Consider the following 23,619-nt stretch of genomic DNA (forward strand, 5'->3'; position numbering starts at 1 on the left):
AGGGAAGACGCCCGGCCGTATCGGCTTGTTGCGCTGATCCTCGTTAGCGCGGCGGTGGCACTGGCGTTTCGTCTGCCCGGGCTGAATCTGCGCCCGATGCACGGTGACGAAGCGGTTCACGCCGTGAAGTTCGATGAGCTCTGGCATGCTGGCCAGTACCAGTATGACCCGGACGAATACCACGGCCCGACGCTCTACTACCTGACATTTCCATCCGTTTGGCTCAGCGGGGCGACGGACTTCGCCCACACACAGGCGGCCACGTATCGCATTGTGCCGGTCGTAGTCGGCGTCGTGCTGATTCTGCTGCTGCTATTGATCGGTCGCGGCCTGGGCTGGCCGGCGACGGCGGGCGCTGCGGTGCTCACGGCCGTCTCGCCCGCGATGGTGTTCTATAGCCGCTATTACATCCAGGAAACGCTGCTGGTCTGTTTCACGCTGCTGGTGATTGCGGCCGGGTGGCGGTATGTGCAATCGCGACGCATCGGCTGGGTGCTGCTGGCCGGCGTCGGCGTGGGGCTGATGCACGCAACCAAGGAAACGTGCGTGATCGTGTGGGGGGCGCTGGTGGGAGCGCTGGTTGTCACCCTGCTGTGGGTTCGCGCCTCCCACACCGCTGATGCTCACCCTGCCCTCCCCCCGAGAGGGGGCGGACTGTGGGTGGCGCTGGGCGCGGGTGTGCTCGCGGCGGTGCTTGTTTCGGTGCTGCTTTTCTCCGCCGGGTTCACGCATCTCCGCGGCCCGCTCGATTCGCTGCGCGCCTATGCGATCTATTTCCAACGAGCCGGCGGCGGCGTGCATGAGCATCCTTGGTACTACTACTTGCAGATGCTGGGGTATACGCACTACACGCCGGGCCCGGTGTTCAGCGAGGTGCTCATCGTGGGGCTGGCCGTCGTCGGGCTGATCGTGATCGTGCGCCGGCGTGAGACGAGCGGCTTGCTCCGCTTTGTCGCGGTGTACACGATCCTGCTCACCGCGATCTACTCGGCGATTCCGTACAAGACGCCGTGGTGTGCGCTCGGATTGCTGCATGGCATGATCCTGCTCGCGGGCCACGGCGCCGCGACGCTGGTCGCCGGGTGCCTGTCGCGCACCAAGCTGGGCATGGGCCGTCTTGCGCTCACCGCCGGGGTAGCCGTGCTTCTGCTGGCCGGCACAACTCAGTTGGCGTGGCAGGCTTGGCGCGGCAGCCAGCGCTTCTATGCCGATCGGCGCAATCCGTATGTGTACGCCCATCCGGTGCGCGATGTGGAGCACCTCACGACGCAGCTCACGCGCCTGGCCGCCGTCTCGCCGGACGGGCCGCGCATGCTCATCAAGATCGTCGTCGAGAACTGCTGGCCGCTGCCGTGGTACCTGCGCGGCTTCGAGCGCGTCGGCTATTGGGAGCAGCCGCCAGATGAACCGGACGCCGACGTGGTTCTCGTTTCGTACGCGCTCCAGGACGCGCTCGCCCCGCGGCTGCGCGACGCGTACGAAGTCAGCTACTATGGACTGCGGCGGGACGAGATTCTTGCGGTCTACGTCCGGCGCGCCTTGTGGACGACGTTTGTCCAAAGCCTGACGCCGGCCACGCAGCCGACAGCGCCATGAACTTCGCTGCATCGGACAGGCCGCAGCACGGGCAGGGGGGCGCAGCCCACCGTTTCGCCCACGACGCGATGGCGTGCACGTTCGAGCTGTACCTCGTGGGTGTTGGCGCCCGCTACGCCCGCCAGGCTGCGGAAGCCGCGTTCGAGGAGGTGCACCGCCTCGAACAGCTCCTCAGCCGCTTCATCCCCCACAGTGACATCGGCCAGATCAACGCGCTGCAACCCGGCAGCGCCATCCGCGTGAGCCCCGAGACGATCGAGTGCCTGCAACTCGCGGCCGAAGTTCACCAGCAGACCGGCGGCGCGTTCGACATTGCGTTTCACAGCCAGCCGCGAATAGGCCCAGATGGGCCGTCGCCGCTGATCTTCGATCCGACGCAATCCGCGATCGGCGTGCAGCGAACCGGGGTCGTGCTCGACCTGGGGGCCATCGGCAAGGGCTACGCCGTGGATCGCGTTGCGGCGCTGCTGCGTGAATGGAAGATCCCGGCGGCACTCGTGCATAGTGGCCAGAGCACGGTCTACGCGCTGGGCCGGCCGCCGACCGGCGACGCATGGCGCCTGACTCTGCGGTCGCCGGACGAGCAGGGCGATGCGCTCGGCACGCTGGCGCTGACCGACGAAGCTCTGAGCGGATCGGGCCAGCGTCTGCACGGCGGGCACATCCGCGACCCGCGCACCGGCGCACCGGCCACGGCGTACTCCGCTACCTGGGCGGTCGCGTCGTCCGCGGCGGTGTCCGATGCGCTGTCGACGGCGTTCATGCTGCTCACGCCGGCGGAGGTCGCCACCGTGTGTGGACGCCAGCGCGACGTGTCCGGTATACTGCGGCCCACGACGGCGCAGACGGGGCGGGAACTGCTGTGTTTTGGCCGCCACCAACCAGGAACCTGAGATGTCCACACACCGAATTTCACGCCGCAAGTTCGTCCAGCGGGCCGCGACGGCGGCCGCCGTGTTCTACATCGTCCCGCGCCATGTGCTGGGCGGCCGGGGTTACGTTCCGCCAAGCGAAGTAGTCACGCGCGGTGTCATCGGCACCGGCGGGCAAGGCCTGAGCCACGTGACCGAGAACGTGGAGGGTCAGCCGCCGGTCACGCTGGCGGTCTGCGATGTGGATCGCAAGCATCTTGAGAACGGCCTGAAGCGCGCCGGCCGAAGCTGTGACGGCTACGCCGATTTCCGGGAGGTGCTGGAGCGGAAGGACATCGACACGATCCACGTCGCCACGCCGCCGCACTGGCACGCCGTCGTTGGCATCGCCGCGGCCCAGGCGGGCAAGGATGTGTTCGGCGAAAAGCCGTTCGCGCGGACGATCGCGGAAGGGCGGGCGCTGGCGGGTGCGATCCGGAGTTACGGGCGGGTCTTTCAGGTCAACACGCATGGCCGCTTCGGGAACTACTACCACTTCGGCGCGACGAAGATGCTGCGCAAGCTCGTCGACAGCGGCTTGCTGGGCACGCCGTTGACGGTGCGTTTGACCGCCGCGAACGGCATCTTCTGGAAGGTGAAGATGTGGAGCGGGCGGACGAACCTGACGCCCGAGCCGGTGCCGGCTGTACTTGACTATGACATGTGGCTCGGCCCGGCGCCGTCCAGGCCGTACCATCCGCACCGCGTCCATCAGAGCTTTCGCGGCTACTGGGACTACGACGGCGGCGGGCTGGCGGACATGGGGCAGCATTACCTTGACCCCGTGCAGTACATGCTGAACAAGGACGACACCAGCCCGGTGGAGATCGAAGCCGAGGCGCCCTGGCCGCAGCATCCCGACGCGGTGGGGATGTGGGGCACTATCCGGCTGAAGTACGACGACGGCCACACGCTGATTCTGCAGAGCGGCGAATGGGGGCCGGCGGACCCGGCCGGGCTGCCGTTCATCGAGGGGCCGCGCGGCAAGGTGTACGACAACTACCGCACCGATCCGCCGGGCCTGTTCGATCAACTCGCGCGCTTCCCCGATCCGCCGCCGCTACTCGATTTCGAGACGGCGGTGCGCACGCGGAAGCAGCCGGGTGGCAACGCGGACGTGGCCCAGCGGTCGTGCGCGCTGGTGAACCTGGCGAATATTGCGATTCGCACGGGGCGCAAGCTGCGCTATGACCCGGTGCGCGAACGCTTCGTGGGGGATGAGCAGGCCAACCTCCTGGTCGCGCAGCCCATGCGCGCCCCGTGGCATATCTAGGAGCTAACCCGATGAGCATTGGTCGTCGGTGCTGCGTACTGCCGTTGATTCTGTTCGCGTTGGTCGCGGGTGCGGAAGCGCAGCAGCCCTCCGCGCAGCTTGCGGCGCTGCTCGCGAAGCTCCCGGCGGAGACGCCGGCGGTGCGGGCGGAATTGCTGATACTGGGGGTGGAAGACATTCGCACGCTATGTGCAATGCTGAAGGAGCCTGGGCCGGGCGAGGACACGCAGGTCCGGCTGGCTTTGCACGGGCTGGCATTCGCCGTCGCGGATCCGCAGCGCGCCACTGAGCGCAAGACGTATATCGATGCGCTGATCGCCGCGCTGCGCGCCGCTCCGCCGCCGGCGGACGTGCCCTTCGTCGTTGAGCAGTTGCAGCTTGTCGGCGGCCCGGACGCCTGTGCGGCGCTGGGGCGGGTACTGGTGCCCGGCGCGACGGAAGCTGTCTGTGATGCTGCCGCGCGAACCCTGCAAATAATCGGCGGCGATCCGGCGGTCGCGGCGCTCCGTGCAGCGCTGCCGGCGCTCAGCGGGCGCTGTCGTCTCTCGGTGATCGCAGCTCTCGGTGCGCTTCGTGACGAGGCATCCGTGGCCGTTCTGCTCGCCGATGCGAAGTCTGATGATCGTGCACTGCGTCTGGCCGCGCTGGATGCGCTGGCCGGCATCGGCGACTCGCGTGCCCGCGACGTGCTGATGCCGGCTGCCGCGGCCGACTCCTGGTACGAACGTTCGCGCGCCACGGATAACCTGCTGGTACTCGCGGCTCGGTTGGGAGCCGCGAAGCAGGCTGACGCAGCCGCGTCCATCCTGCGTGAGCTGCTCAAGACGCGAGTCGATCCGGCGGATACGCACGTGCGTTGCGCGGCCCTGCATCAACTGGCCGCTGTGTGCGCCGACGGTGCGGTCCCCGACCTTCTGGCGGCGCTCGCTGACGAGAACCCGCAGGTGCGTGCCGCGGCAGCGAACGCCGCGGCTGGCGTTCCGGGTGAAGCGGTGACGAACGCGCTGGTGGCCGGTTTCGAGTCGGCATCGGAGTTGGCCCGTGTTGCGCTGCTGGAGGTCTTTGCGCGTCGCGGCGATGCGGCGGCGCTGCCGACGGTCATCAAGGCGTTCAACGACCCGATCAAAGAGGTGCGTGTTGCCGCTTTCGCGACGGCGGCGGCGCTCAGCGGCGAGCGGGCCGTTGCACCGCTCCTCACTGTCTTCATGCGCGACGACGCGGACGAGTTGCAGGCCGCGCACACGGCGCTCGCACGCATTCCGGGCGTGGAAGTGACCGACAAGATCATCACGCTGATGTCGAACCTGCCGCCGCGCGTGCGGGCCCACGTCCTCGGCGTGCTGGCCGCGCGGCCGAAGCCGTCCACGCTGGAGCCGATCTTCAACGCGGCGAAGGACGCCGACGCCGGCGTGCGCCTGGCGGCGATCCGGGCGCTGGCCGAACTGGCCGACGATGCGTCCGTGCCGGCGCTGCTCGCCCTGTTGCGCGGGGCCGAGACGGACGATGAACGCACCGCGGCCGGCGAGGCCATCGCCGCGGTGTGTCTGCGGGCCGCGGATCGCGCGCGGGCGGCGGGTCTGGTGGCGGGCGTGCTCAGGGACGCGCCGGTGCCGGTGAAGTGCGCACTGTTGCCGGCGCTCGGGCGCGTGGGTGGCAAGGCGGCGCTTGATGCCACGCTGGCCGCGCTTGGTGACACGGAGCCGACGGTCCGCGAGTCAGCCACACGCGCATTCGCCGAATGGCCCGACGCCACGCCGGCGCCGCACGTGCTCAAGCTCGTGCAGACAGCGACGGACGCGAAATCGCAGGTGCTGACGCTGCGGGCGTACGTCCGCATGATTGGCCTCGGCCCGGAGCGGCCGGCCGCCGACACGCTGGCCATGTGCACCGCAGCCCTGGCGGCGGCCCAGCGCCCCGAGGAAAAGAAGCTCGTGCTGGCGCGCCTGGGCGAGGTGAAGGAACCCGCGGCGCTCGAGCTGCTTATGCCGTATCTCGCGGACGAAGCGCTGCGGGCTGAGGCGGCGTCGGCGATGCTGAACGTGGTCGAGGCGCTCATCCCCGCGCGCTGCCAGGACGCCCGCGGCGCCCTCGACCGGATCTCGGCGGACCAGTGGCCGGACGCGCTTCGCGAGCGGGCGGACGCGGTCCGGCGGCGGCTGGAACGCTTCGAAGGGTACATCACGGACTGGTGGGTGGCGGGTCCGTACACCGAGAAAGACAAGGCCGGGCACCAACTGCTCGACATGGTGCTTCCGCCGGAAGAGGCCGGCGCCAAGGACGTGAACTGGCGCAAGCAGCCGGTGAACTCCGATCCCGAGTCAGCCTGGTGGATCGACCTGAACGCGACGATGGCCGGCGATCACCGCGCGGCCTACGCTTTCACGCACGTGAAATCGCCGAGCGCCCAGAAGCTGCGGTTTGATCTGGGCAGCGACGACGGCGTGAAGGTCTGGCTGAACGGTGCCCTCGTGCACACCAACAACACCCATCGCGGCATCTCGCCGGGTGAGGACAAGGTCGTCGTGACAGTCAACGAGGGCTGGAATACGCTGCTCATCAAGGTGACCAATGACGATGGTGGTTGGGCCCTGTGTGCTCGTTTGCGAACGCCGGAAGGCGGCAATCCGCCGGACGTTTACGCCGAGGCGGGCGATCATCCCTGAACTCGCGGGGTGGCCACTGGCCGCCGAGCGCGACTGGCTTGAGACCTGGAGAACCCTGATGCGATCCGTACGTGCTTCCGCGACGATTCTGAGCTCGATCATTGCGACCCTGATGGCCGGCGGCCCGGCCTGTGCGGACGAGGGCGTCCCGCCGGACGCCCGTGCGAAGATCCGCGCCGCCGCGCCGCAGCAGGCGCCGGCCAAGCCCGCGCAGGCGCGCCGTCTGCTGGTTTACACGGCGTGTCAGGGCTTCCGTCACAGTGCGATCCCGTATTGCACGGCGGCGCTGGAGATTCTCGGTGAGAAGACCGGCGCGTTCAGCGTGGTCGCGAGCGATGATCCAGCCGTGTTCAAGCCGGAGTCGCTCAACACGTTCGACGCGGTCTGCTTCAACAACACGACCGGCGAGCTATTCGAAGACGCGACGCTGAAGCAGGCGCTGCTGGACTTCATCCGGGGCGGCAAGGGCATTGTTGGGATTCACGCGGCCACCGACTGCTTCTACAACTGGCCGGAATTTGGCGCGCTGATGGGCGGCTACTTCGACGGGCATCCATGGAATGAAACCGTCACCGTGAAGCTCGACGAGCCGGGGCACCCGGTCAACGCTGCTTTCGGCGGGAAGCCCTTCGAGATCGCGGACGAGATTTACCAGTTCAAGGAGCCGTACACACGTCATGCGCTGCGCGTGCTGCTCAGCCTCGACACCGACAAGACGAACATGACCCGCGACGGGATCAAGCGCACCGACAAGGACTTCGCCGTGAGTTGGGTGCGCAACTACGGTCTCGGCCGCCTGTTCTACTGCTCGCTCGGGCATCGCGAGGAGATTTTCTGTAACCCGGCGGTGCTCGGGCACTACCTCGCCGGTATCCAGTTCGCGCTCGGCGATCTGCCGGCCGACGCGACGCCCAGTGCCCGGATCGCCGCCGACGGCTGGACCACGCTGTTCAACGGTCAGGACCTGAGCGGCTGGATCACCAAGCCCGGCAGTTGGGTGGTTGAGGACGGCGTCCTGGCCCGCAAGGGCGGCGGCGACATCTGGACCGAGCAGCTCTTCGGTGACTTCACGCTCGACCTCGAGTTCAAGTTCGAGCCCGAGGCCAACAGCGGCATCTTCTTCCGCACCGGCGACATCAAGGACTGCGTGCAGACCGGCATCGAGATGCAGGTGATTGATTCATTTGGCAAGCCGGCGGCCGACAAGCACGATTGCGGTGCCATCTATGACTGCCTTGCGCCGCGCAAGAACGTGGTCAAGAAGGCGGGCGAGTGGAACCACGTGACGCTCACCTGTCGCGGTCCGCGCATCCAGGTGGAGCTGAACGGCGAGGCGATCGTCGACATGAACCTCGACGAGTGGACCACGGCCCACCAGAACCCCGACGGCACCGAGAACAAGTTCAACACGGCGTACAAGGACATGCCGCGCCGCGGCCGCATCGGCTTTCAGGACCACGGTAAGTCGGTGTGGTATCGCAATATCCGGTTGAAGCGGCTGGATTCGTAGGGGGGCGGCGGACGGGGTGCGGTAGAGCCCGGCCGTTACGCGGCGCTGCCGGCCAGCGTGACGTTGCGCCCGTTTTCCCCGGCTTCGAAGTAGTGCGCCCGCGCCATGTCCACGGCCATTCGCGCCGGCGCGTTCTCGTTCACGCGCGTCCGCGTGTCGACGCGGCAAACGATGTGGGCATGTCGCGGCGTGCTGCAATACACGTCCGTGCGGTCGCCCAGCGGCTCAACGACGGAGACCTGCGTGTTCAGCACGGCGTCCGCGGATGGGCCGGCGGGGCTGAGGGCCTCGGGGCGGACGCCGAGCGTCAGCGGCTGACCCACGAGCGGCAGCAGCCGGTCGCGGTGCGTGGCGTGCACGGCGAGGCGGTTGTCGCCTTCGTCGAACAGCAGCCGGTCGCCCTCGCGGACGAGCTTCCCCTCGAAGAAGTTCATCGGCGGCGTGCCGACGAAACCCGCGACGAAGCGGTTCGTGGGGTGCTCGTAGACGTCGTAGGGCGTCGCGCACTGGTGGATCAGACCGTCTTTCATCACCACGACGCGGTCGCCCAGCGTCATGGCCTCTTCCTGGTCATGCGTGACGTAGACCGTCGTCGTCTGCACCTGCCGATGCAGGCGCTTCAGTTCGGCGCGCATTCCGATGCGCAGCTTCGCGTCCAGGTTCGAGAGCGGCTCGTCGAACAGAAAGGCCTTCGGCTGCCGGACGATCGCGCGCCCGACCGCGACGCGCTGCCGCTGCCCGCCCGACAGGGCCCGCGGCCGGCGGTTGAGCAGCTCCTGGATGCCGAGGATGCTGGCGGCCTCCTGCACGCGGCGGTCGATCTCCTGGCGCTCCTGGCGGGCCTGTTTCCAGTAGGGGTGCGCGACGAGAAAGCCGAGGGGGTTGTCGAACGCGGCGTACTTGCGGCGCAGCAGCAGGCCGAACGCCATGTTCTTATACACCGTCATGTGCGGGTACAGGGCGTAGTTCTGGAAGACCATGGCGATGTCGCGGTCTTTCGGGGCGACGCCGTTGACGACGCGGTCGCCGATGCGGATGGTGCCGGCGGTGATGTCCTCGAGGCCGGCGATCATGCGCAGGGTGGTGCTCTTGCCGCAGCCGGAGGGGCCGACGAGGACGACGAACTCGCGATCGTGGATTTGCAGGGAGATGTTGTCGACCGCCCGCACGTCACCGGGATAGATCTTGGTGACGCCTTCGAGATGCACCTCGGCCATGGTCGCCTCGCTCGCTACGCCTGCCGCGCCCCGGACATAAGTCGGCTGGTCGGATGAATATACGTGCGGGGCGGGTGCGGGGTCAACTGCCGGACGGCGTCCCGGGTGCGGCGCGCGGCTGTCGCGGCAGGCCCGAGAATTACGCCCCGGCGTCCGCATGCGCGGCAGTCAAACCGCGCGGTCGAAAAAAGTACGCCCGCCGTTTGCCGCGCCCGTCCGGCGATTTCTACACTTGATCGGGTTCGCGGTCGGCAACGCGAAACGGAGCGACTCGAAGTCGCTGGGCAGTACGGCGAAGCGCTGCACGCGGATCGCAAAGGGTGGTCGACTGTGATGACAGCCGCCACCCGTTTTGTTTTGGCCAGCAGAGCGCCCGCGGCCGGGCCCGGCTCGGCTAATTGACGCAGCCGACCACGATTCTCCAGCGGTTGTTGCCCTTCGCGCACGGATAATAATCCAGCATCAAGTTGCCAAACTGATCCACGGCCGTGAACCGACCGTAAATCGTCGTGCCCTGCGGGTACGTGCTCGTGCTGGTTACCATCGCGCTCGGGCATGCAGTGCCCAACGTCAAGGGGGTGAACGCGTCCAGACCGGGAATCGCTGTGCCTGCGTCATAGTCGCTGCAGCTCGCGTACGCTTCCACATGGGCGAGAAACTCGGCCGTCACGGAGAGGCGGAACCGCTTCGCCGTCGCATTCGTCTGCGTGATCTGGAACCAGTCGGGATCGTAATACCCCTGTCCATTGATCTCCTGCGCGGACACCCGGCCGCAGTACGTGCCGCCGCACGCGAACACCATGTAGTGCGGCCCCGGCGCGTTCGGATCGTCGCAGCCGGCGTTTGTGTCATCCAAGAACGCGTCGTCGCACGCACCATCCAGATCAACCCCCGCGCATGAGTACGCGCAAGGTGCGCAACTACCGGCTTCAGTCAGCGCAAGGTAGTAGCACTTGCCAATGTCCGCCCAACCGGTCGGATACACACGCAGCCAGAAAGTCCCGGCCGGGTAGCAGCGCGCCGTGTAGATGCCGGCATCGTAGCATGCCGGCACGTCCAGCCCCTCAATTGGACCTGCAGCGCAGTTGCTGGCCGGCCAGATTTCCCAGGTCGCGGGAAAGTCGGCGAACAGGTACACCTTGAAACGCCGCCGCGCAGTGAGCGTGATTTCATACCAGTCGTAGTCCTTCTGCAGGACGCCACTCTCCTGCCAGGTGCCGGTGTGCGCTAACCAGGCGTTGACCGGCTCGAAGCCCAGTGCGAGGCGTGGCCCCGGTGGGGCGGCGGCGTCGCAACCGCTGTTGTAGGTATCAACATAGCCCGGCCCGAGTGGCTCGGCGAACTCGGTGTCCCCGTGTGGATGGTCGTCACACGGGCACGGCGGGGGGCCGGCGTAGAGTGTAACCTGATATTCGCTGCCAGGGTCGTTGCCGCCCTGCGGGCATGGGTAGCCGTGCAAGAGGGGGCCCTGCTCATCTTCCGGCGTAACCAGGAACCAATAATCCCCCGGCCGGTAACACGCGTTGCTGCTGAAGCTTTCCGGAAGACACGGCGTGAAGAGCGTGTCCACCCAGAAGTAGTAAACGGAACAGTCTTCCGGCGGAGCTCCGTATATGCCGCCGCCGAGGTCGCTGAAGAGCATCGTGGCCCGGATGGGGACTTCCGTGTTCACCTCCCAATGGACCTGTGTAAACAAGGGCAGGGTGATCAAGTACCAATCGGAATCACGACGCCCCGCCAGGGCCCACACCGTCCCGCAGACCGTTACTGGTGCGTATGGGTCGAGGGGCAGGGGTTCAAACGCATAAGGTACAGTAACGCAGCCGCCGTTGGGATCGGGGTGGTTGGGGTCGTCGTCACACTCGCCCGGATGGCCGGTCGCCGTGCCCTCGATGTATGAGCCTGTTGGGCAGGGACTGATGGAGCAGCATTCCGTGGCGGGCAAGGCATCCACATGCAGCCGATAGTCCGCTCCACAGCGCACGGCCTGCCCGGGCGCGGGCGTGATCACCACGTAGAACGCACCCGGCAACATGCACCGCGCGTTTAGTGCGACCTCTGCGCAGCGCGGACCGGTCACCGGGGCGGCGATCTCGCGGGCTCCAGCACACTCATCCACGCCGTCGCCGGCGAGGTACAACTGGACCCGTGGGGCAAACTCCGCCGTCACCGCGACCTGAATGAAGCTGGCCGTGCTCGTCTCGAAGCGATACCAGTCCGCGTCCGCGTAGGGCGACCCCTGAATGCTCGTCGTCCCCGACTCGCCGTAGATCGTTTGTCCGATGCTAAGCGGCGAGAATACCGGCGGGTACGAACCGCAGCCGCCGTTGAACACATCAACGATGCTGGCCCCATCGCACACGACGGGCCCCGGGCAGGCCGCACCGGTGTGCTCCACCAGCAGGGCGACGAACGGGTTAATATCGCCGAACGCGCCCTGTCCGTACAGACTGTCACAGTTGACGTCGCCGTTTCGCAGATTGCAGTCGCCGTATTGCCCCCGCCAGGCCGCGAGGTCCGTCAGGTACAGCACAAACGGATTGATGTCCTTGAAGTTGATCGTCCCGTCGCAGTTCAGATCGCCGACACACACCGGCGAATAGACGGACGGCGCGCAATCCTCCGGCTCAGTCTCAAGCCAGGCCCCCGGAGGCACGACGACCGTGCAGCAACCGCCGGCCGGCCACGGTTCGCAGGTTGTGCCCCAGCCCGCCCAGTACGAACCCTGCACGCGGGATGCGGAGCCGCAATCACCGCACCCGGGTGGGCATGGAATGGGCAGAGGGTTCTGCGACAGGCACGCCACGAACGCGCCGAGATCGCCTTCCCCGCACCAGATGCCGTCGCAATTCAGGTCCGCGTTCAACGGATCACAATCGGGGTAGGTCAGGACCCACTCCCGGAATGAATAGCACAAGAGTTGCCACGCATTGATATCGAAGACGTCGACTCCACCATCGCAGTTGATGTCCCCAAGACAGCGCGGCGTCGGCGGGCTTTCGCAGTCCCGGAACACCGTCAGTTCGCAGGTCCCGTCGTCGAAGCAGCAGGCTCCGAGGGCTTCCCCGCACGGCGGCGTCAGAGCGGCGCACGGCGTCTCTGGCTGGAATCGACCACCGATGCTGCTGCAATAGAACTCGCTGGTGTTTTCGACGCACTGCATTGTGCGATCGTCGCAGCACGCCCCGCCGACCCACCCGTGCAGGCAATACACGAGATCGCACCGATCCGTCACCGGCGGGCCGGGAATGGTGCCGCCGATCTCGTACCACTGGTAGAACTTGCTGTCGCCTTCGTTGGATCCTGCCCACAGGAAGTAGCAGCCTGGACGGCCGTGACCCGCGACGGTGAACCAGCCGGATGTGAGACCTACCGGCGCGTTCAGAATGGCGGTGAACTCCCAGAGCGTCGCCGGAACGGCGGCGAACACCACCGTGTCTCCCGTGTCGACGGCGGTGGCGACGATGTTGTCCGAGTACACAGGCGCGGCGGTGTCCGGCGCGCCGTCGACATCGGCGTAGAACTGGACGCGGAACAGGTGCTGCGGCTTTACGCAACCGTTGGTCGCATCGTCGACATACACACCGCGCCATGCGACGGCGCCGATGGCGCGGTCGATCGTCACGCCGGGCGGGGGGAAATTCTCGCAGCGCACGCGCTGGCACGGCGCCGGCCCCGGATTGCAGAATTCCAGATCCGAGTAGAAGTACCATTGCGTCGTGCCGCACGGGCCGTGATCCTGCCCGCAGAGCGCCCCCGGTGGACATTCCTCGCCGGCCCGCCCAGTGGTCGCGCGCGGCGGCGCGGCGGATAGCCCTAGTGCGTCAACGTGGTCCGGCGCGAGCGCCGCGGCTCCCGGCGCGGAAAAGTCGGGCGGCCGGACCATTGAATCATCCCGATCGTGGAGGCTCCACTGCGGCGCGCTCATCCCGGCCACAGGGCAGACGCTAAACATCAGCACCAGCGTGTGCGCGCGGGCGAATCCGCCCGGCTCCATAATCCGGCGGCGCGCTGGCCGTTTCTCGCTCATCATCCACCACCCGTGCGGTGCAGTCCGACAGAAGTGCACTGCCGCTAATCTTATGAACGTTCCAGAACGAGGGTCAATGGGCAGAGCCAATGGGCCAGGCTAAGCCCCCGTCTGCCCCCGTCTGGTCCGGGCAGGCGCGCCACCTGACTCCTGAGGGATGAAACTGCCGCCGCGGGCGCCTAATGTATGAGCATGACTTCAGCGGAGGCGCTCTGATGTCCGCACGTACCGTTCACTGTGCCAAGCTTAATCGCGACCTGCCCGGCCTCGACGATACCACCCCCGATGGTGCGCGGGCCTTGAAGATGGCCACGCTGCTGGGCGGCCCGGACTTGCGGCAGCGCATCTACGAGCACGTGTCCGCCGAAGCCTGGGGCATGTGGAAGGACTACATGCTGATGGTCATCAACGAGTACCGGCTGGACCCGACGTCTGACGCCAGCAACGCCTTGCTGCGGGAGCACCTGGAGGCGTTCTTGTTCGGGCAGGGCAAACAGATCGCGAAGTACACCCCGCCCACAGGCAAGTGACCGGCGACCTGGCGGTGTGAGATCTGGCCGCGCCGGCGCGGGATCGTGCGGCGGGTGGTGCATCAGGTCTTCACGAAGCGGATCCCGGAGTCCCAGCCGTCCGCGCCCACCGACCGGATCGAGACCACCCGCCCCCGACGCAGCCGCGCCCGGTCGGAAGTCCCTGGCAGCTCGATCTCCACCACGTCGTTGCGCGACAGCGGCCAGGCGGTCCGCAGGCGCGCGCCGCCCTGGCTGATGTCCATCATGCGCACCTCGGTCCATTCACCGTCGAGCACCGGCAACGGCTTGCCGTGATAGATGAACCGCACCCGCACGGGCACATTGCATTCATGCCGCGGGTGGCGCCGTTGCTCCTCCCCGACCCGCAGGAACGAGTCGCGCGGCTCGATGTCCTGCTCGATGAGCGGGGCCTGCTGTCCCAGCGCCCCCAGCGACAGCTTGCTGGGCTCGCCAGTGCTCGCCGGTGCCCGCGAGGGATCCTCGCACACCAGCCGCTCCACGATCGCCGCCCAGGCGTCGAAGATGTCGGAGTCGAAGTGCTTGCCGCGGCCTTCCCGCATGATGCGGAGGGTCTCCTGCGGTGGGGTGGGGCCGCGATACGGGCGCGCCGCGCAGATCGCATCGAAGACGTCCACCACCGCGCAGATACGGGCCGCGAAACTGACGCGCGCGTCGCGCAGCCCCTCGGGATAACCGGTGCCGTCCGGACGCTCGTGGTGATCGCGCACCATTTCGATCACGAACGCCGGCACGGCCGGGTTGTTTCTGAGCTCGTCGGCGCCGATCAGCGGATGTCGTCGGATGGTCTGCCACTCGTCCGGTGCGAGCTTGCCCTCCTTGTTCAGCAACTCGGCGGGAATGCCGCGTTTCCCGATGTCGTGCAGCATGCCGCCCTCGACCAGGGCCGTGCGGAGTTCCTCATCGCCGGGCCGCAACTCGTTGACCAGCAGGCCGCAGCCGACGCCGACGCTCACCATGTGCAGCGTCGTGTAGTAGTCGTGCCCCGACATGTCCAGCAAGTAGGAGAACTGCTGCGGGTCTTCGGTCGCCCAGGTCGCGAACTTGCGGCTCATGTCCGCGATCATCGCGATCGGCTCGGGCTGGTTCGGGAAGATCAGCACGTCCTCGATCATGCGCTTGCAGCTCGCCCGGATCAGCCGGGCCCGCTCCACCCGCTGCAGGTGCGGATCGTGGAAGGTCTCTTCCACCCGGTCGCTCAGCAGCCGGCGGTAGGCCTTGTGCTGTGACATCGGGATGTACAGGAACTCGATGTGCTGCTCCATCAGCCGCTGGCGGTCCTGCAGGGTGAATTCGATCCCGGTCGTGCGGTACAGCACGGCCGGGGCGTCCGGCGCCGGCTTGAGATAGAGGTCCATTTCCAGGAGGCGCGCGTCGAAGGACTCGATACTGACCGGGAAGAGACGCAACTCGGTTGTTTTTGCCGGAGCGGCCGCGGTCGTCATCAGTGCCTCCCCCCAATCACGGTTACGGGAGAACGCCTCGCACTATGACATCGTACTGCCCGCCCCGGGCCTTCACTCCGCTGGCCGACGACCGCACCGAGTTCTCGGACGTGCCTGCGCCGCCGGGTCGCGCGTGGCTTTTTATCCTGCCCGGTGCCGGTGATTGCAGACTGATCCGCGCCGCCCGGCGTGACGTGCGCACGGACGGCAACGGTCTGGGCTTGCGTCGCGAGCGCGGTACTGCTCAGCGCTTCCGCACCAGCATGAGGCCGTCCCCGATGGGGACCAGGCTGAAGCTCACACGCGGGTCGGCCTGGATCTTGCGGTTCAGTTGCGCCATGGCCTGGGCCTTGGCCTGGTCGGGGGTCGGGGCCACCACGCGCCCGCCGCTGAACGCGTTGTCGATCGCGACCAGTCCGCCAGGCCGCAGCAGTGTCAGCACGCGCTCGTAGTACGCGTCGCTGTTTTCCTTGTCCGCGTCGATGAACGCGAAATCGAAGGTCCCACCCTGGCCCGCGGCGAGCAACGCATCGAGGGTCTGCAGCGCCGGCGCCAGGCGCAGCTCGATTCGGTCCGCCAGCCCGGCCTGTGCCCAGTAGCGCTGCGCGATGGCCGTCCATTCCGCGTTGATGTCGCAGCAGATGAGCTGCCCGTCGGCCGGCAGCGCGGCCGCCACGCACAGTGCGCTGTAGCCCGTGAACGTCCCGATCTCCAGCGCCCGCCGCGCCCCCAGGAGCTCGACCAGCAGTCGCATGAACTGCCCCTGCTCCGGCGCGATCTGCAGCTCCGGGTCGGGCAGCCGCCCCGTCTCCGCGCGCAGCCGGCGCCCTACCTCCGGCTCACGCAGCGTGACGTCGACGAGATAGGCCTGCAACTCCGGTGTCAGCGGCAGTGTGCGCGTGGACACGATTTTCGCTCCTTGGCCCTGGGCGGTGCGTCAGACCGGCGGATTGCAGCCGCGGCGCCAGCCAACAGCCGGGGCACGCCACGCAGCGCGGCGTGCCCCGCGTCGAACCGGCTGTAACGGACGGCGCGCCTAGCGCCGCGCCTTGGCGGTCTTCCGCGCCTTCGCCTTTGGGGCCGGCCTGGACTTCTTGCCCGACCGGGCCGGCTTCTTCGCTTTCGATGCGCGCGGCGCGGCCTGCGCTTCCTCTTCCTCTTCAATCACGGCCTGCGCCGCCGCCAGCCGCGCGATCGGCACGCGGTAGGGCGAGCAGCTCACGTAGTTCATGCCCACGTGGTGGCAGAACTTGACGCTGTCGGGGTCGCCGCCGTGCTCGCCGCAGATGCCGACCTTCAGCGTGGGGTTGACCTCGCGGGCCAGGTCGATGCCGATGTACACCAGCATGCCTACGCCGACCTGGTCGAGCGACACGAACGGGTCCTGCTCGAAGATGCCGGTCTTGTTTGCGTTCACGTAGTCGGGCAGGAAGCGCCCCGCGTCGTCGCGCGACAGGCCCATCGTCATCTGCGTCAGGTCGTTCGTGCCGAAGCTGAAGAACTCGGCCACCTGGCCGATCTCGTCCGCCGTGATCGCCGCCCGCGGCGTCTCGATCATCGTGCCGACCAGGTAGTCCAGCTTCACGCCGGCCTTGCGAATGATCTCGTCCGCCACCGCCCGCGTCTGCTCAACCAGGATCTCCAACTCGCGCGCGTCGATCGTCAGCGGGATCATGATCTCCGGGCTGACCTTGCCGCCGCGCTTCTTCACGGCCAGCGCCGCCTCGATGATCGCCCGCACCTGCATATCCAGGATTTCGGGATACGTGATGCACAACCGGCAGCCGCGGTGCCCGAGCATCGGGTTCGCCTCGTGGAGCTGCTCCGCCCGCTGCAGGATCTTCTCGGTCGGGATCCCCGTTGCGCGCGACAGGTCGTCCGCCTGCTCCGGCGTGCGCGGCACGAACTCATGCAGCGGCGGATCGATCAGGCGGATCGTCACCGGCCGGCCGGCCATCGCTTCGAAGATGCCGATGAAGTCGTCGCGCTGGTACGGCAGCAGCTTGTCGAGCGCCGCCTTGCGCGCCTCCGGCGTCTCCGCGACGATCATCTCCTGGATCGCCAATTGCCGCTCGCGCGTCGCGAAGAACATGTGCTCCGTCCGGCACAGGCCGATGCCCTCGGCGCCCATCTCCACGGCCTTCGCCGCATCTTCCGGCGTGTCCGCGTTCGTGCGCACCCGCAGCCGGCGGCGCTGGTCCACCCAGCCCATCAGCGTGAAGAACTCCTTCGGGGGCTTCGGCCGCTGCAGCTCGAGCTTGCCGTTGTAGACCGTGCCGGTCGAGCCATCCAGCGTCAGGTAATCGCCCTGCTTGATCACGGTCGCGCCAATCGTCATCTGACCGGCGTCATAGTCGATCTTCAACGTCTCGCAGCCGACGATGCAGCACTTGCCCCAACCGCGCGCCACGACCGCCGCGTGCGAGGTTTTGCCACCGGTCTGCGTCAGAATGCCCTTCGCGGCCTGCATGCCGCCGACGTCCTCGGGGCTCGTCTCCTTCCGCACCAGGATCACGTCCGCGCCGTCGGCGGCCCGCGACTCGGCTTCGTGGGCCGAGAACACGACCTGCCCGCACGCCGCGCCCGGGACCGCGTTGATGCCTTCGGTCAGCTTCTGCTTGTCCAGCTCCGCGCGGCCGACCTTCGGGCTGATAACCGGGTAGAACAACCGTTCGATGTCCTCGCGGACGATGCGCTTGATCGCCTGGTCCTTCGTGATCACCGGCTTGGACGCCGCCGCCACGTACTGCTTCGGCAGATACCCCGCCTTGGCCAGCCGGCTGGCTTCGGCCGCCGTCATCAGCGGCAGCGACGCCTGCTCGACCGCGATGCGGAACGCCGCCGCCGGCGTGCGCTTGCCCGTCCGGCACTGCAGCATGTAGAGCTTGCCGCGCTCGAACGTGAATTCCAGGTCCTGCATTTCGCCGTAGTGGATCTCGAGGATCGCCCGCATGGCACAAAGCTGGTCATAGATCGCGGGCATCTTCCTGCCGAGGTCGGACAGCTTGATCGGCGTGCGAATGCCGGCCACGACGTCCTCGCCCTGCGCGTTCACCAGCATGTCGCCGTAGAACACGTTCTCGCCCGTGCTCGGGTCGCGCGTGAAGCACACGCCCGTACCGCTGTCGTCGCCCATGTTGCCGAAGACCATCTGCTGCACGTTGACGCCCGTGCCCTTCAGATCGGTGATCTTCTCGACGCGGCGATAGGTGACGGCCTTCTCGGCGTTCCACGAGCCGAACACCGCGTTGATCGCGCCGACGAGCTGCTCCCACGGGTCCTGCGGGAAGTCGCGCCCCGTCTGATCGCGGAAGAACGCCTTGAACTCGCCGCACAGCTCCTTGAGCCGTTCGGCGGGCAGCTCGTTGTCGAACTTCACGCCGGCGCGCTCCTTGATCGCGTGCAGCTTCCCTTCGAGCACGTCCTTGCTCAGGCCGACGACGACGGTGGAGTACATCTGGAGGAACCGGCGGTACGCGTCCCAGGCGAAGCGCGGGTTCCTGGTCGCCTCGGCGAGGCCGACGACGGACTGGTCGGTGAGGCCAAGGTTGAGGATGGTTTCCATCATGCCCGGCATCGAGCGGGCCGCGCCGCTGCGCACAGAGACGAGCAGCGGGTCTTGCGGGTCGCCGAGCTTCTTGCCGCAGACCTTTTCCAGGCGGGCGAGCTGCTGGCGGACTTCCTTCTCCATGCCGGCAGGCCACTGCCGGTTGTGCGTGTCGTAGTAAGCGCAGGCCTCGACGGCGATGGTGAACCCGGCGGGGACGGGGAGGCCGATGTTGGTCATCTCGGCCAGGCCGGCGCCCTTGCCGCCGAGGAGCTGGCGGTCGGAGCCCTTGCCCTCCGCCTTGCCGGCCCCGAAGAAGTAGACGTATTTCTTGCTCGCTGCCATGTTTGGTCCTTCGCACTGGAGGCCCCGGGTTGCTGGGGCATGGGTTCCTCGCCGACCACGCGCGGCGAAAACGGAGTCGCGGATCATAACCGCGAACGGCGGTGAGGTGTAGGGGTTGAAGGTAGCTCCGGGCGCGCTCCCGACAGCGAAGCATCTGCGCGGCAGAGCCAGTGTACGACGGCGCACAGAGCAGAGCGTGTTGGTGCGCGACGATTCAGATCTCCCGGCGCGGGCGTGCGCGACACCGGACAGTGCGAAGTGGACGGCTGAGGCCGGTCACCGCGCCGCACAGTCTCGCGTCATGCGATACGATGTGCACTCATGAACACCATTCTCGGCCTCGACATCGGCGGGACGAAGACGGCCGTGGTGCTGGGGGACCATGACGCGCGCATCGTCCATCGCACCGTGTTCGAGACGCGCCCGGAGCGCGGGTTCGCGGCGACCTGGGCGGAGCTGCGTGACCACATCGCAACCGCGCAACGCCGGGCGACTGAACTGGCCCGCACCGTCGACGCCGTCTCGGTGTCCATCGGCGGGCCGCTGCAAATCGAGCCCGGCATCATCAAGTCGCCGCCGAACCTGCCCGGCTGGGATGACATCCCGTTGAAACAGCTGTTGGCGGACCTCACCGGACTGCCCGTGTACATCGAGCATGACGGCAACGCCGGGGCGCTCGCCGAGTGGCTGTTCGGCGCGGCGCGCGGGGCGCGGAACGTGATCTTCCTGACCATGGGCACGGGCTTTGGCGGCGGGTTGATCCTGAACGGTCAACTCTACCGCGGAACGTGCGACACCGCCGGCGAAGTGGGGCACGTGCGGATTGCGGACGACGGGCCGGTGGGGTTCGGCAAGGCCGGCTCGTGGGAGGGGCTGTGCGCGGGCGCGGGCGTCGCGAAGCTCGCGGCGGTGCGCCATCCCGAGCGTTGGCCGGCGGACAAAGTGACGGCCCGAGACGTCGCAGAAGCCGCGCTCGCAGGCGATGCCCAGGCGGTCGCGGTCCTGCGCGAGGTCGGCGGCCACCTTGGCCGCGGACTGGCCATCCTCGTGGACGTGCTCAACCCCGAGGTGATCGTGATCGGCGCGCTGGCCGTGCGTTTGGGTGATCTGGTTCTCGGACCGGCACGCCAAGTCCTGGCACGCGAGGCACTGCCGGACGCCGTGCGTGTCTGCCGCGTCTTGCCGGCCGGGCTGGGCGAGCGGATCGGCGACGTCGCTTGCCTGTGCGCGGCGATCGTGGCCGTCGGCAAACACGCGTGAGTACCGGCGTGACGGCGGCGGCACGCGGCGCGGTACACAACCAGTCGGCCGTCGCTTGCAGCCGTCCGAGTGCCGACATTATCCGCACAGAGCCCGCCTGCTTGTTCGGCGATTGCGTTTCCGTTACAGTTATCTTTTGAGTGGGGCGGGTGTTCGGCGCGCGGGAGCAACCGCGCCAGCAGAACCGGGGTCCGGAGCGGCCGTGGAGCCGCGACCGGCCTTGTTGACGGGGCCAAGGGAATGTCTCTGCAAGCCGGCTTTGCCGAGGAGGAATCCATGAAGCGTCGGAGCGCGCCCGCGTCGTACGGCTGTGTGACTGGCGGCCTGTCGGTGTTGGTCCTGATCTTCATGTTGGCTGCGCCGGCGATCGCTGGGCAGGAAGGCACGCTCAGCACGACGATCACGGTTGGGCCGTACCAGATGGTCGAGACGGCGCGCGGCAACGAGCTGCGCGTCGAGGGTTTTGGCCGGCTACTGGTGCCGGGCAAGCCGAACCTGCCAGCCCGCATCTTCGCGATCGCCGTTCCGCCGGGTGCCGAGGTGACGGGCGTGGACTACGAGTGCGCGCCGGGCATCACGCTGCCGGGCAGCTACGAGATCCTGCCCGCCCCGCTGCCGCGCGTGGTCGGCCCGGAAGACCCGGCCATCCAGGCGGCGCGCGAGCAGACGTACCTCGCGAACCACGCGGCGGTATACAGCAGCGACGCGGCGTACCCGGCCCGCATCGTCACGCTGGAGCGCGTCGCGCACTATCGCAAATATGATCTGGTGGACGTGCGCGTGGCGCCGTTCACGTACCGACCGCTGTCGGGGCAACTGACGTACCACGGCTCCATCCAGGTGAACGTGCGCTACGTGTTGCCGGACGAGGAACAGGCGGGACGTCTGTACCCCCCGGTTGATGACGACCTGCCGCAGACGGAGGCGATCGCCCGCGCGCTGATCGCGAACTATGCGCAGGCGGCGGCGTGGTACCCCGCGAGCCCGCGCGACGGACGTGACCTGTACGACTTTGTCATCATCACGCTCGACTCGCTGACCACCGCGGTGCAGCCGCTGGTGGACTGGGAAACCACCAAGGGCCGTTCGGTGTACGTGGCGACCATGCCCTGGATCATCGCCAACTACACGGGCTACGACAACGCGGAGCGCATCCGTAACTTCCTGCGGGCGAAGTACCCGTCCAGCCAGTGGGGCATTCGCGATGTGCTGCTCGTCGGGCACTACGACGACGTGCCGATGCGGCGCACCGCGCAGAACCTCGGCTACGGCCAGCCGGAGACGGATTACTACTACGCCGAGCTGTCCCTGGCCGACAGCGCCTCCTGGGACGCGAACGGCAATCACGCCTACGGCGAGGATTCCGACCCGATCGACTTCTACGCCGAAGTGAACGTGGGCCGCATCCCCTGGAGCGACGCAACGACCGTGCAAAGCATCTGCCAGAAGTCGGTGGCCTATGAGCAGAACGAGGACCCGACGTTCAAGCGGAACATGCTGCTGCTCGGGGCCTACTTCTGGGATGACACCGACAACGCCGTGCTGATGGAAGCCAAGGTGGACCAGCCATGGATGACGGGCTGGACGCTCACGCGGATGTACGAAAAGAACTCGGGTTACATGTCGACGTACCCGTGCGACTATCCGCTGCTGCAGAGCAACGTCATGGCCGTCTGGCCGGCGGGCAAGTTCGCGTTCGTCAACTGGGCCGGGCACGGCTCGCCCACGTCGGCGCACATCCTGGGGCTGGGCGCGCCGGCGTTCATCGCCGCCAGCGACTGCCCGGCGCTGAACGACAACTACCCCGCGATCATCTTCGCGGATGCGTGCAGCAACTCGGACACCGATGAGCTCAACATCGGCCAGGCGATGTTGAAGCAGGGGGCGGTGGGGTTCGTCGGGGCCACGAAGGTCGCGTACGGCTGCCCCGGCTGGACCGGCCCGACTAGCGGCTCCAGCCAGTCCATGGACTATTTCTTCACGACCGGCCTGACCTCGGGCGAATACACGCAGGGCGAGTCGCACCAGGCGGCCCTGCGCCAGATGTACACGCTGGGGCTGTGGGACGCGCTGAAGTACGAGACGTTTGAGTGGGGCGCCCTGTGGGGCAACCCGGACTTGCGCATGTTGCCGCCGCCGCCGCTGACCATTCGCCTGGTCGAAGATCCGCCGCAGTACGTGGTCCCCGGTGAAACGACGGCGTTGCACGTCGAGATCAACAACGGCACCGAGACGTACGCGCCCGGCACGGGCCTGCTGTACTACCGCTATAACGACGGCCCGTACCTGACTGCACCGCTCGTGCCCCAGCTCGGCAACGTGTTCCTCGCGACGCTGCCGGCGACGCCGTGCGGCAAGACGCTGTGCTATTACGTCTCGGCGGCTTCGACGGTGGGGACGGTGGTGACGGCCCCGTCCGACGCGCCGGCCGCGACCTACCAGTCGGCGGCGATCCCGATCGTGACGGTGTACAACAAAGACATGAGCACCAATCCGGGCTGGGTCAAGCTTCCGAACACGGCGGCCAACCAGTGGGCGTGGGGCCATCCGAACGGCGGCGGCGGCGAGTACGGCGCCGCGGACCCCGCCAACGGCTACACCGGCGCGAACGTGGTGGGCTACAACCTGAACGGCGATTACGCCAACGGCCTCTCGGAAATGAACATCACGACGACGGTGATGAACTGCTCCGGGCTGACCGGCGTAAGGCTGTCCTTCTACCGCTGGCTGGGCGTCGAGTCGCCGACGTATGATCACGCCTACATCCGCATCACCACCAACGGCAGCTCGTGGAACACCGTCTGGCAGAACACGGGTACCGTGGACGATGGCGCGTGGGTTTACCAGGAATATGACCTGTCGGCGTACGCGGACAATCGCCCGACCGTGCAGCTCCGTTGGACGATGGGCGTGACCGATAGTGCGTGGCGCTACTGCGGGTGGAACATCGACGATGTGAAGGTCTGGGCGGCCGACCCGACCGCGTGCCCGGATGTTGTCGGTGACCTGAACTGCGACGGTGAGGTCACGTTCGGCGACATCAACCCGTTTATTCTGGCGTTGACGAACCCAGTCGCCTACGCGGATGCGTACCCGGACTGCGACGTGAACCTGGCGGATGTGAACGACGATGGCACGGTGAGCTTCGGCGACATCAATCCGTTCGTGCTGCTGCTGTCCGGGCAGTAGCCGGTCCGCCATGAGTTGCGGTTACTCCGGCCAGCATTGGGTCTCCGTGCCCAGCGCTGGCCGGTTCACTTGCCCCCGCGTG

Annotated in this window: 13 protein-coding genes; 8 read left to right on the forward strand and 5 right to left on the reverse strand. The window is 67.4% G+C overall.

Annotated features, from left to right (window positions below; all coding sequences use genetic code 11):
- Nucleotides 1-54: 54 nt before the first annotated feature.
- From KA383_15430 to KA383_15450, 5 genes are read left to right on the forward strand one after another with little or no spacing between them, the layout of a single operon-like run.
- Nucleotides 55-1,596, forward strand: a complete 1,542-nt coding sequence (locus tag KA383_15430) for a TIGR03663 family protein (protein ID MBP7747506.1) — start codon at nucleotides 55-57, stop codon at nucleotides 1,594-1,596.
- Nucleotides 1,593-2,489 carry an FAD:protein FMN transferase gene (locus KA383_15435; GenBank protein MBP7747507.1) on the forward strand — a complete coding sequence of 299 codons (897 nt, stop codon included), beginning with the start codon at nucleotides 1,593-1,595 and terminating at the stop codon, nucleotides 2,487-2,489. The genes KA383_15430 and KA383_15435 overlap by 4 nt, the downstream gene beginning before the upstream one ends.
- Before the next feature lies 1 nt (nucleotide 2,490).
- A complete protein-coding gene (locus KA383_15440; protein ID MBP7747508.1) occupies nucleotides 2,491-3,780 on the forward strand; it encodes a Gfo/Idh/MocA family oxidoreductase in 1,290 nt (429 codons plus the stop codon).
- Between the two features lie 11 nt (nucleotides 3,781-3,791).
- A complete protein-coding gene (locus KA383_15445; GenBank protein ID MBP7747509.1) occupies nucleotides 3,792-6,443 on the forward strand; it encodes a HEAT repeat domain-containing protein in 2,652 nt (883 codons plus the stop codon).
- 58 nt (nucleotides 6,444-6,501) lie between these two features.
- Complete coding sequence (locus tag KA383_15450; GenBank protein ID MBP7747510.1) at nucleotides 6,502-7,953, forward strand: DUF1080 domain-containing protein; 1,452 nt, start codon at nucleotides 6,502-6,504, stop codon at nucleotides 7,951-7,953.
- A 35-nt stretch (nucleotides 7,954-7,988) separates the two neighbouring features.
- On the opposite strand, the gene KA383_15455 is transcribed toward KA383_15450, so the two are convergent.
- Together KA383_15455 and KA383_15460 are read right to left on the reverse strand one after the other, a co-directional pair.
- Complete coding sequence (locus tag KA383_15455; protein MBP7747511.1) at nucleotides 7,989-9,170, reverse strand: ATP-binding cassette domain-containing protein; 1,182 nt, start codon at nucleotides 9,168-9,170, stop codon at nucleotides 7,989-7,991.
- Nucleotides 9,171-9,564: 394 nt separating this feature from the next.
- Nucleotides 9,565-13,056 carry a hypothetical protein gene (locus KA383_15460; GenBank protein ID MBP7747512.1) on the reverse strand — a complete coding sequence of 1,164 codons (3,492 nt, stop codon included), beginning with the start codon at nucleotides 13,054-13,056 and terminating at the stop codon, nucleotides 9,565-9,567.
- 359 nt (nucleotides 13,057-13,415) lie between these two features.
- Here KA383_15460 and KA383_15465 point away from each other — a divergent pair, with 359 nt between their 5' ends.
- Complete coding sequence (locus tag KA383_15465) at nucleotides 13,416-13,730, forward strand: Fe(2+)-trafficking protein (GenBank protein ID MBP7747513.1); 315 nt, start codon at nucleotides 13,416-13,418, stop codon at nucleotides 13,728-13,730.
- 62 nt (nucleotides 13,731-13,792) lie between these two features.
- On the opposite strand, the gene KA383_15470 is transcribed toward KA383_15465, so the two are convergent.
- The 3 genes from KA383_15470 to KA383_15480 form a co-directional block, all read right to left on the reverse strand.
- Nucleotides 13,793-15,196 carry an HD domain-containing protein gene (locus tag KA383_15470; GenBank protein ID MBP7747514.1) on the reverse strand — a complete coding sequence of 468 codons (1,404 nt, stop codon included), beginning with the start codon at nucleotides 15,194-15,196 and terminating at the stop codon, nucleotides 13,793-13,795.
- A gap of 244 nt (nucleotides 15,197-15,440) precedes the next feature.
- A complete protein-coding gene (locus KA383_15475) occupies nucleotides 15,441-16,103 on the reverse strand; it encodes a class I SAM-dependent methyltransferase (GenBank protein MBP7747515.1) in 663 nt (220 codons plus the stop codon).
- Nucleotides 16,104-16,232: 129 nt separating this feature from the next.
- On the reverse strand, nucleotides 16,233-19,088 hold the full coding sequence (locus KA383_15480; GenBank protein MBP7747516.1) for a pyruvate, phosphate dikinase: 2,856 nt from the start codon (nucleotides 19,086-19,088) through the stop codon (nucleotides 16,233-16,235).
- A gap of 321 nt (nucleotides 19,089-19,409) precedes the next feature.
- Here KA383_15480 and KA383_15485 point away from each other — a divergent pair, with 321 nt between their 5' ends.
- The gene (locus KA383_15485; GenBank protein MBP7747517.1) at nucleotides 19,410-20,348 is read left to right on the forward strand and encodes an ROK family protein; all 939 of its coding nucleotides are present in this window, start codon (nucleotides 19,410-19,412) and stop codon (nucleotides 20,346-20,348) included.
- A gap of 276 nt (nucleotides 20,349-20,624) precedes the next feature.
- Nucleotides 20,625-23,537: a hypothetical protein gene (locus KA383_15490; protein ID MBP7747518.1), complete on the forward strand. Its 2,913-nt coding sequence runs from the start codon at nucleotides 20,625-20,627 to the stop codon at nucleotides 23,535-23,537.
- Nucleotides 23,538-23,619 lie beyond the last annotated feature (82 nt).

Source organism: Phycisphaerae bacterium (genome assembly GCA_017999985.1).
Taxonomy (GTDB): Bacteria; Planctomycetota; Phycisphaerae; order UBA1845; family Fen-1342; genus JAGNKU01.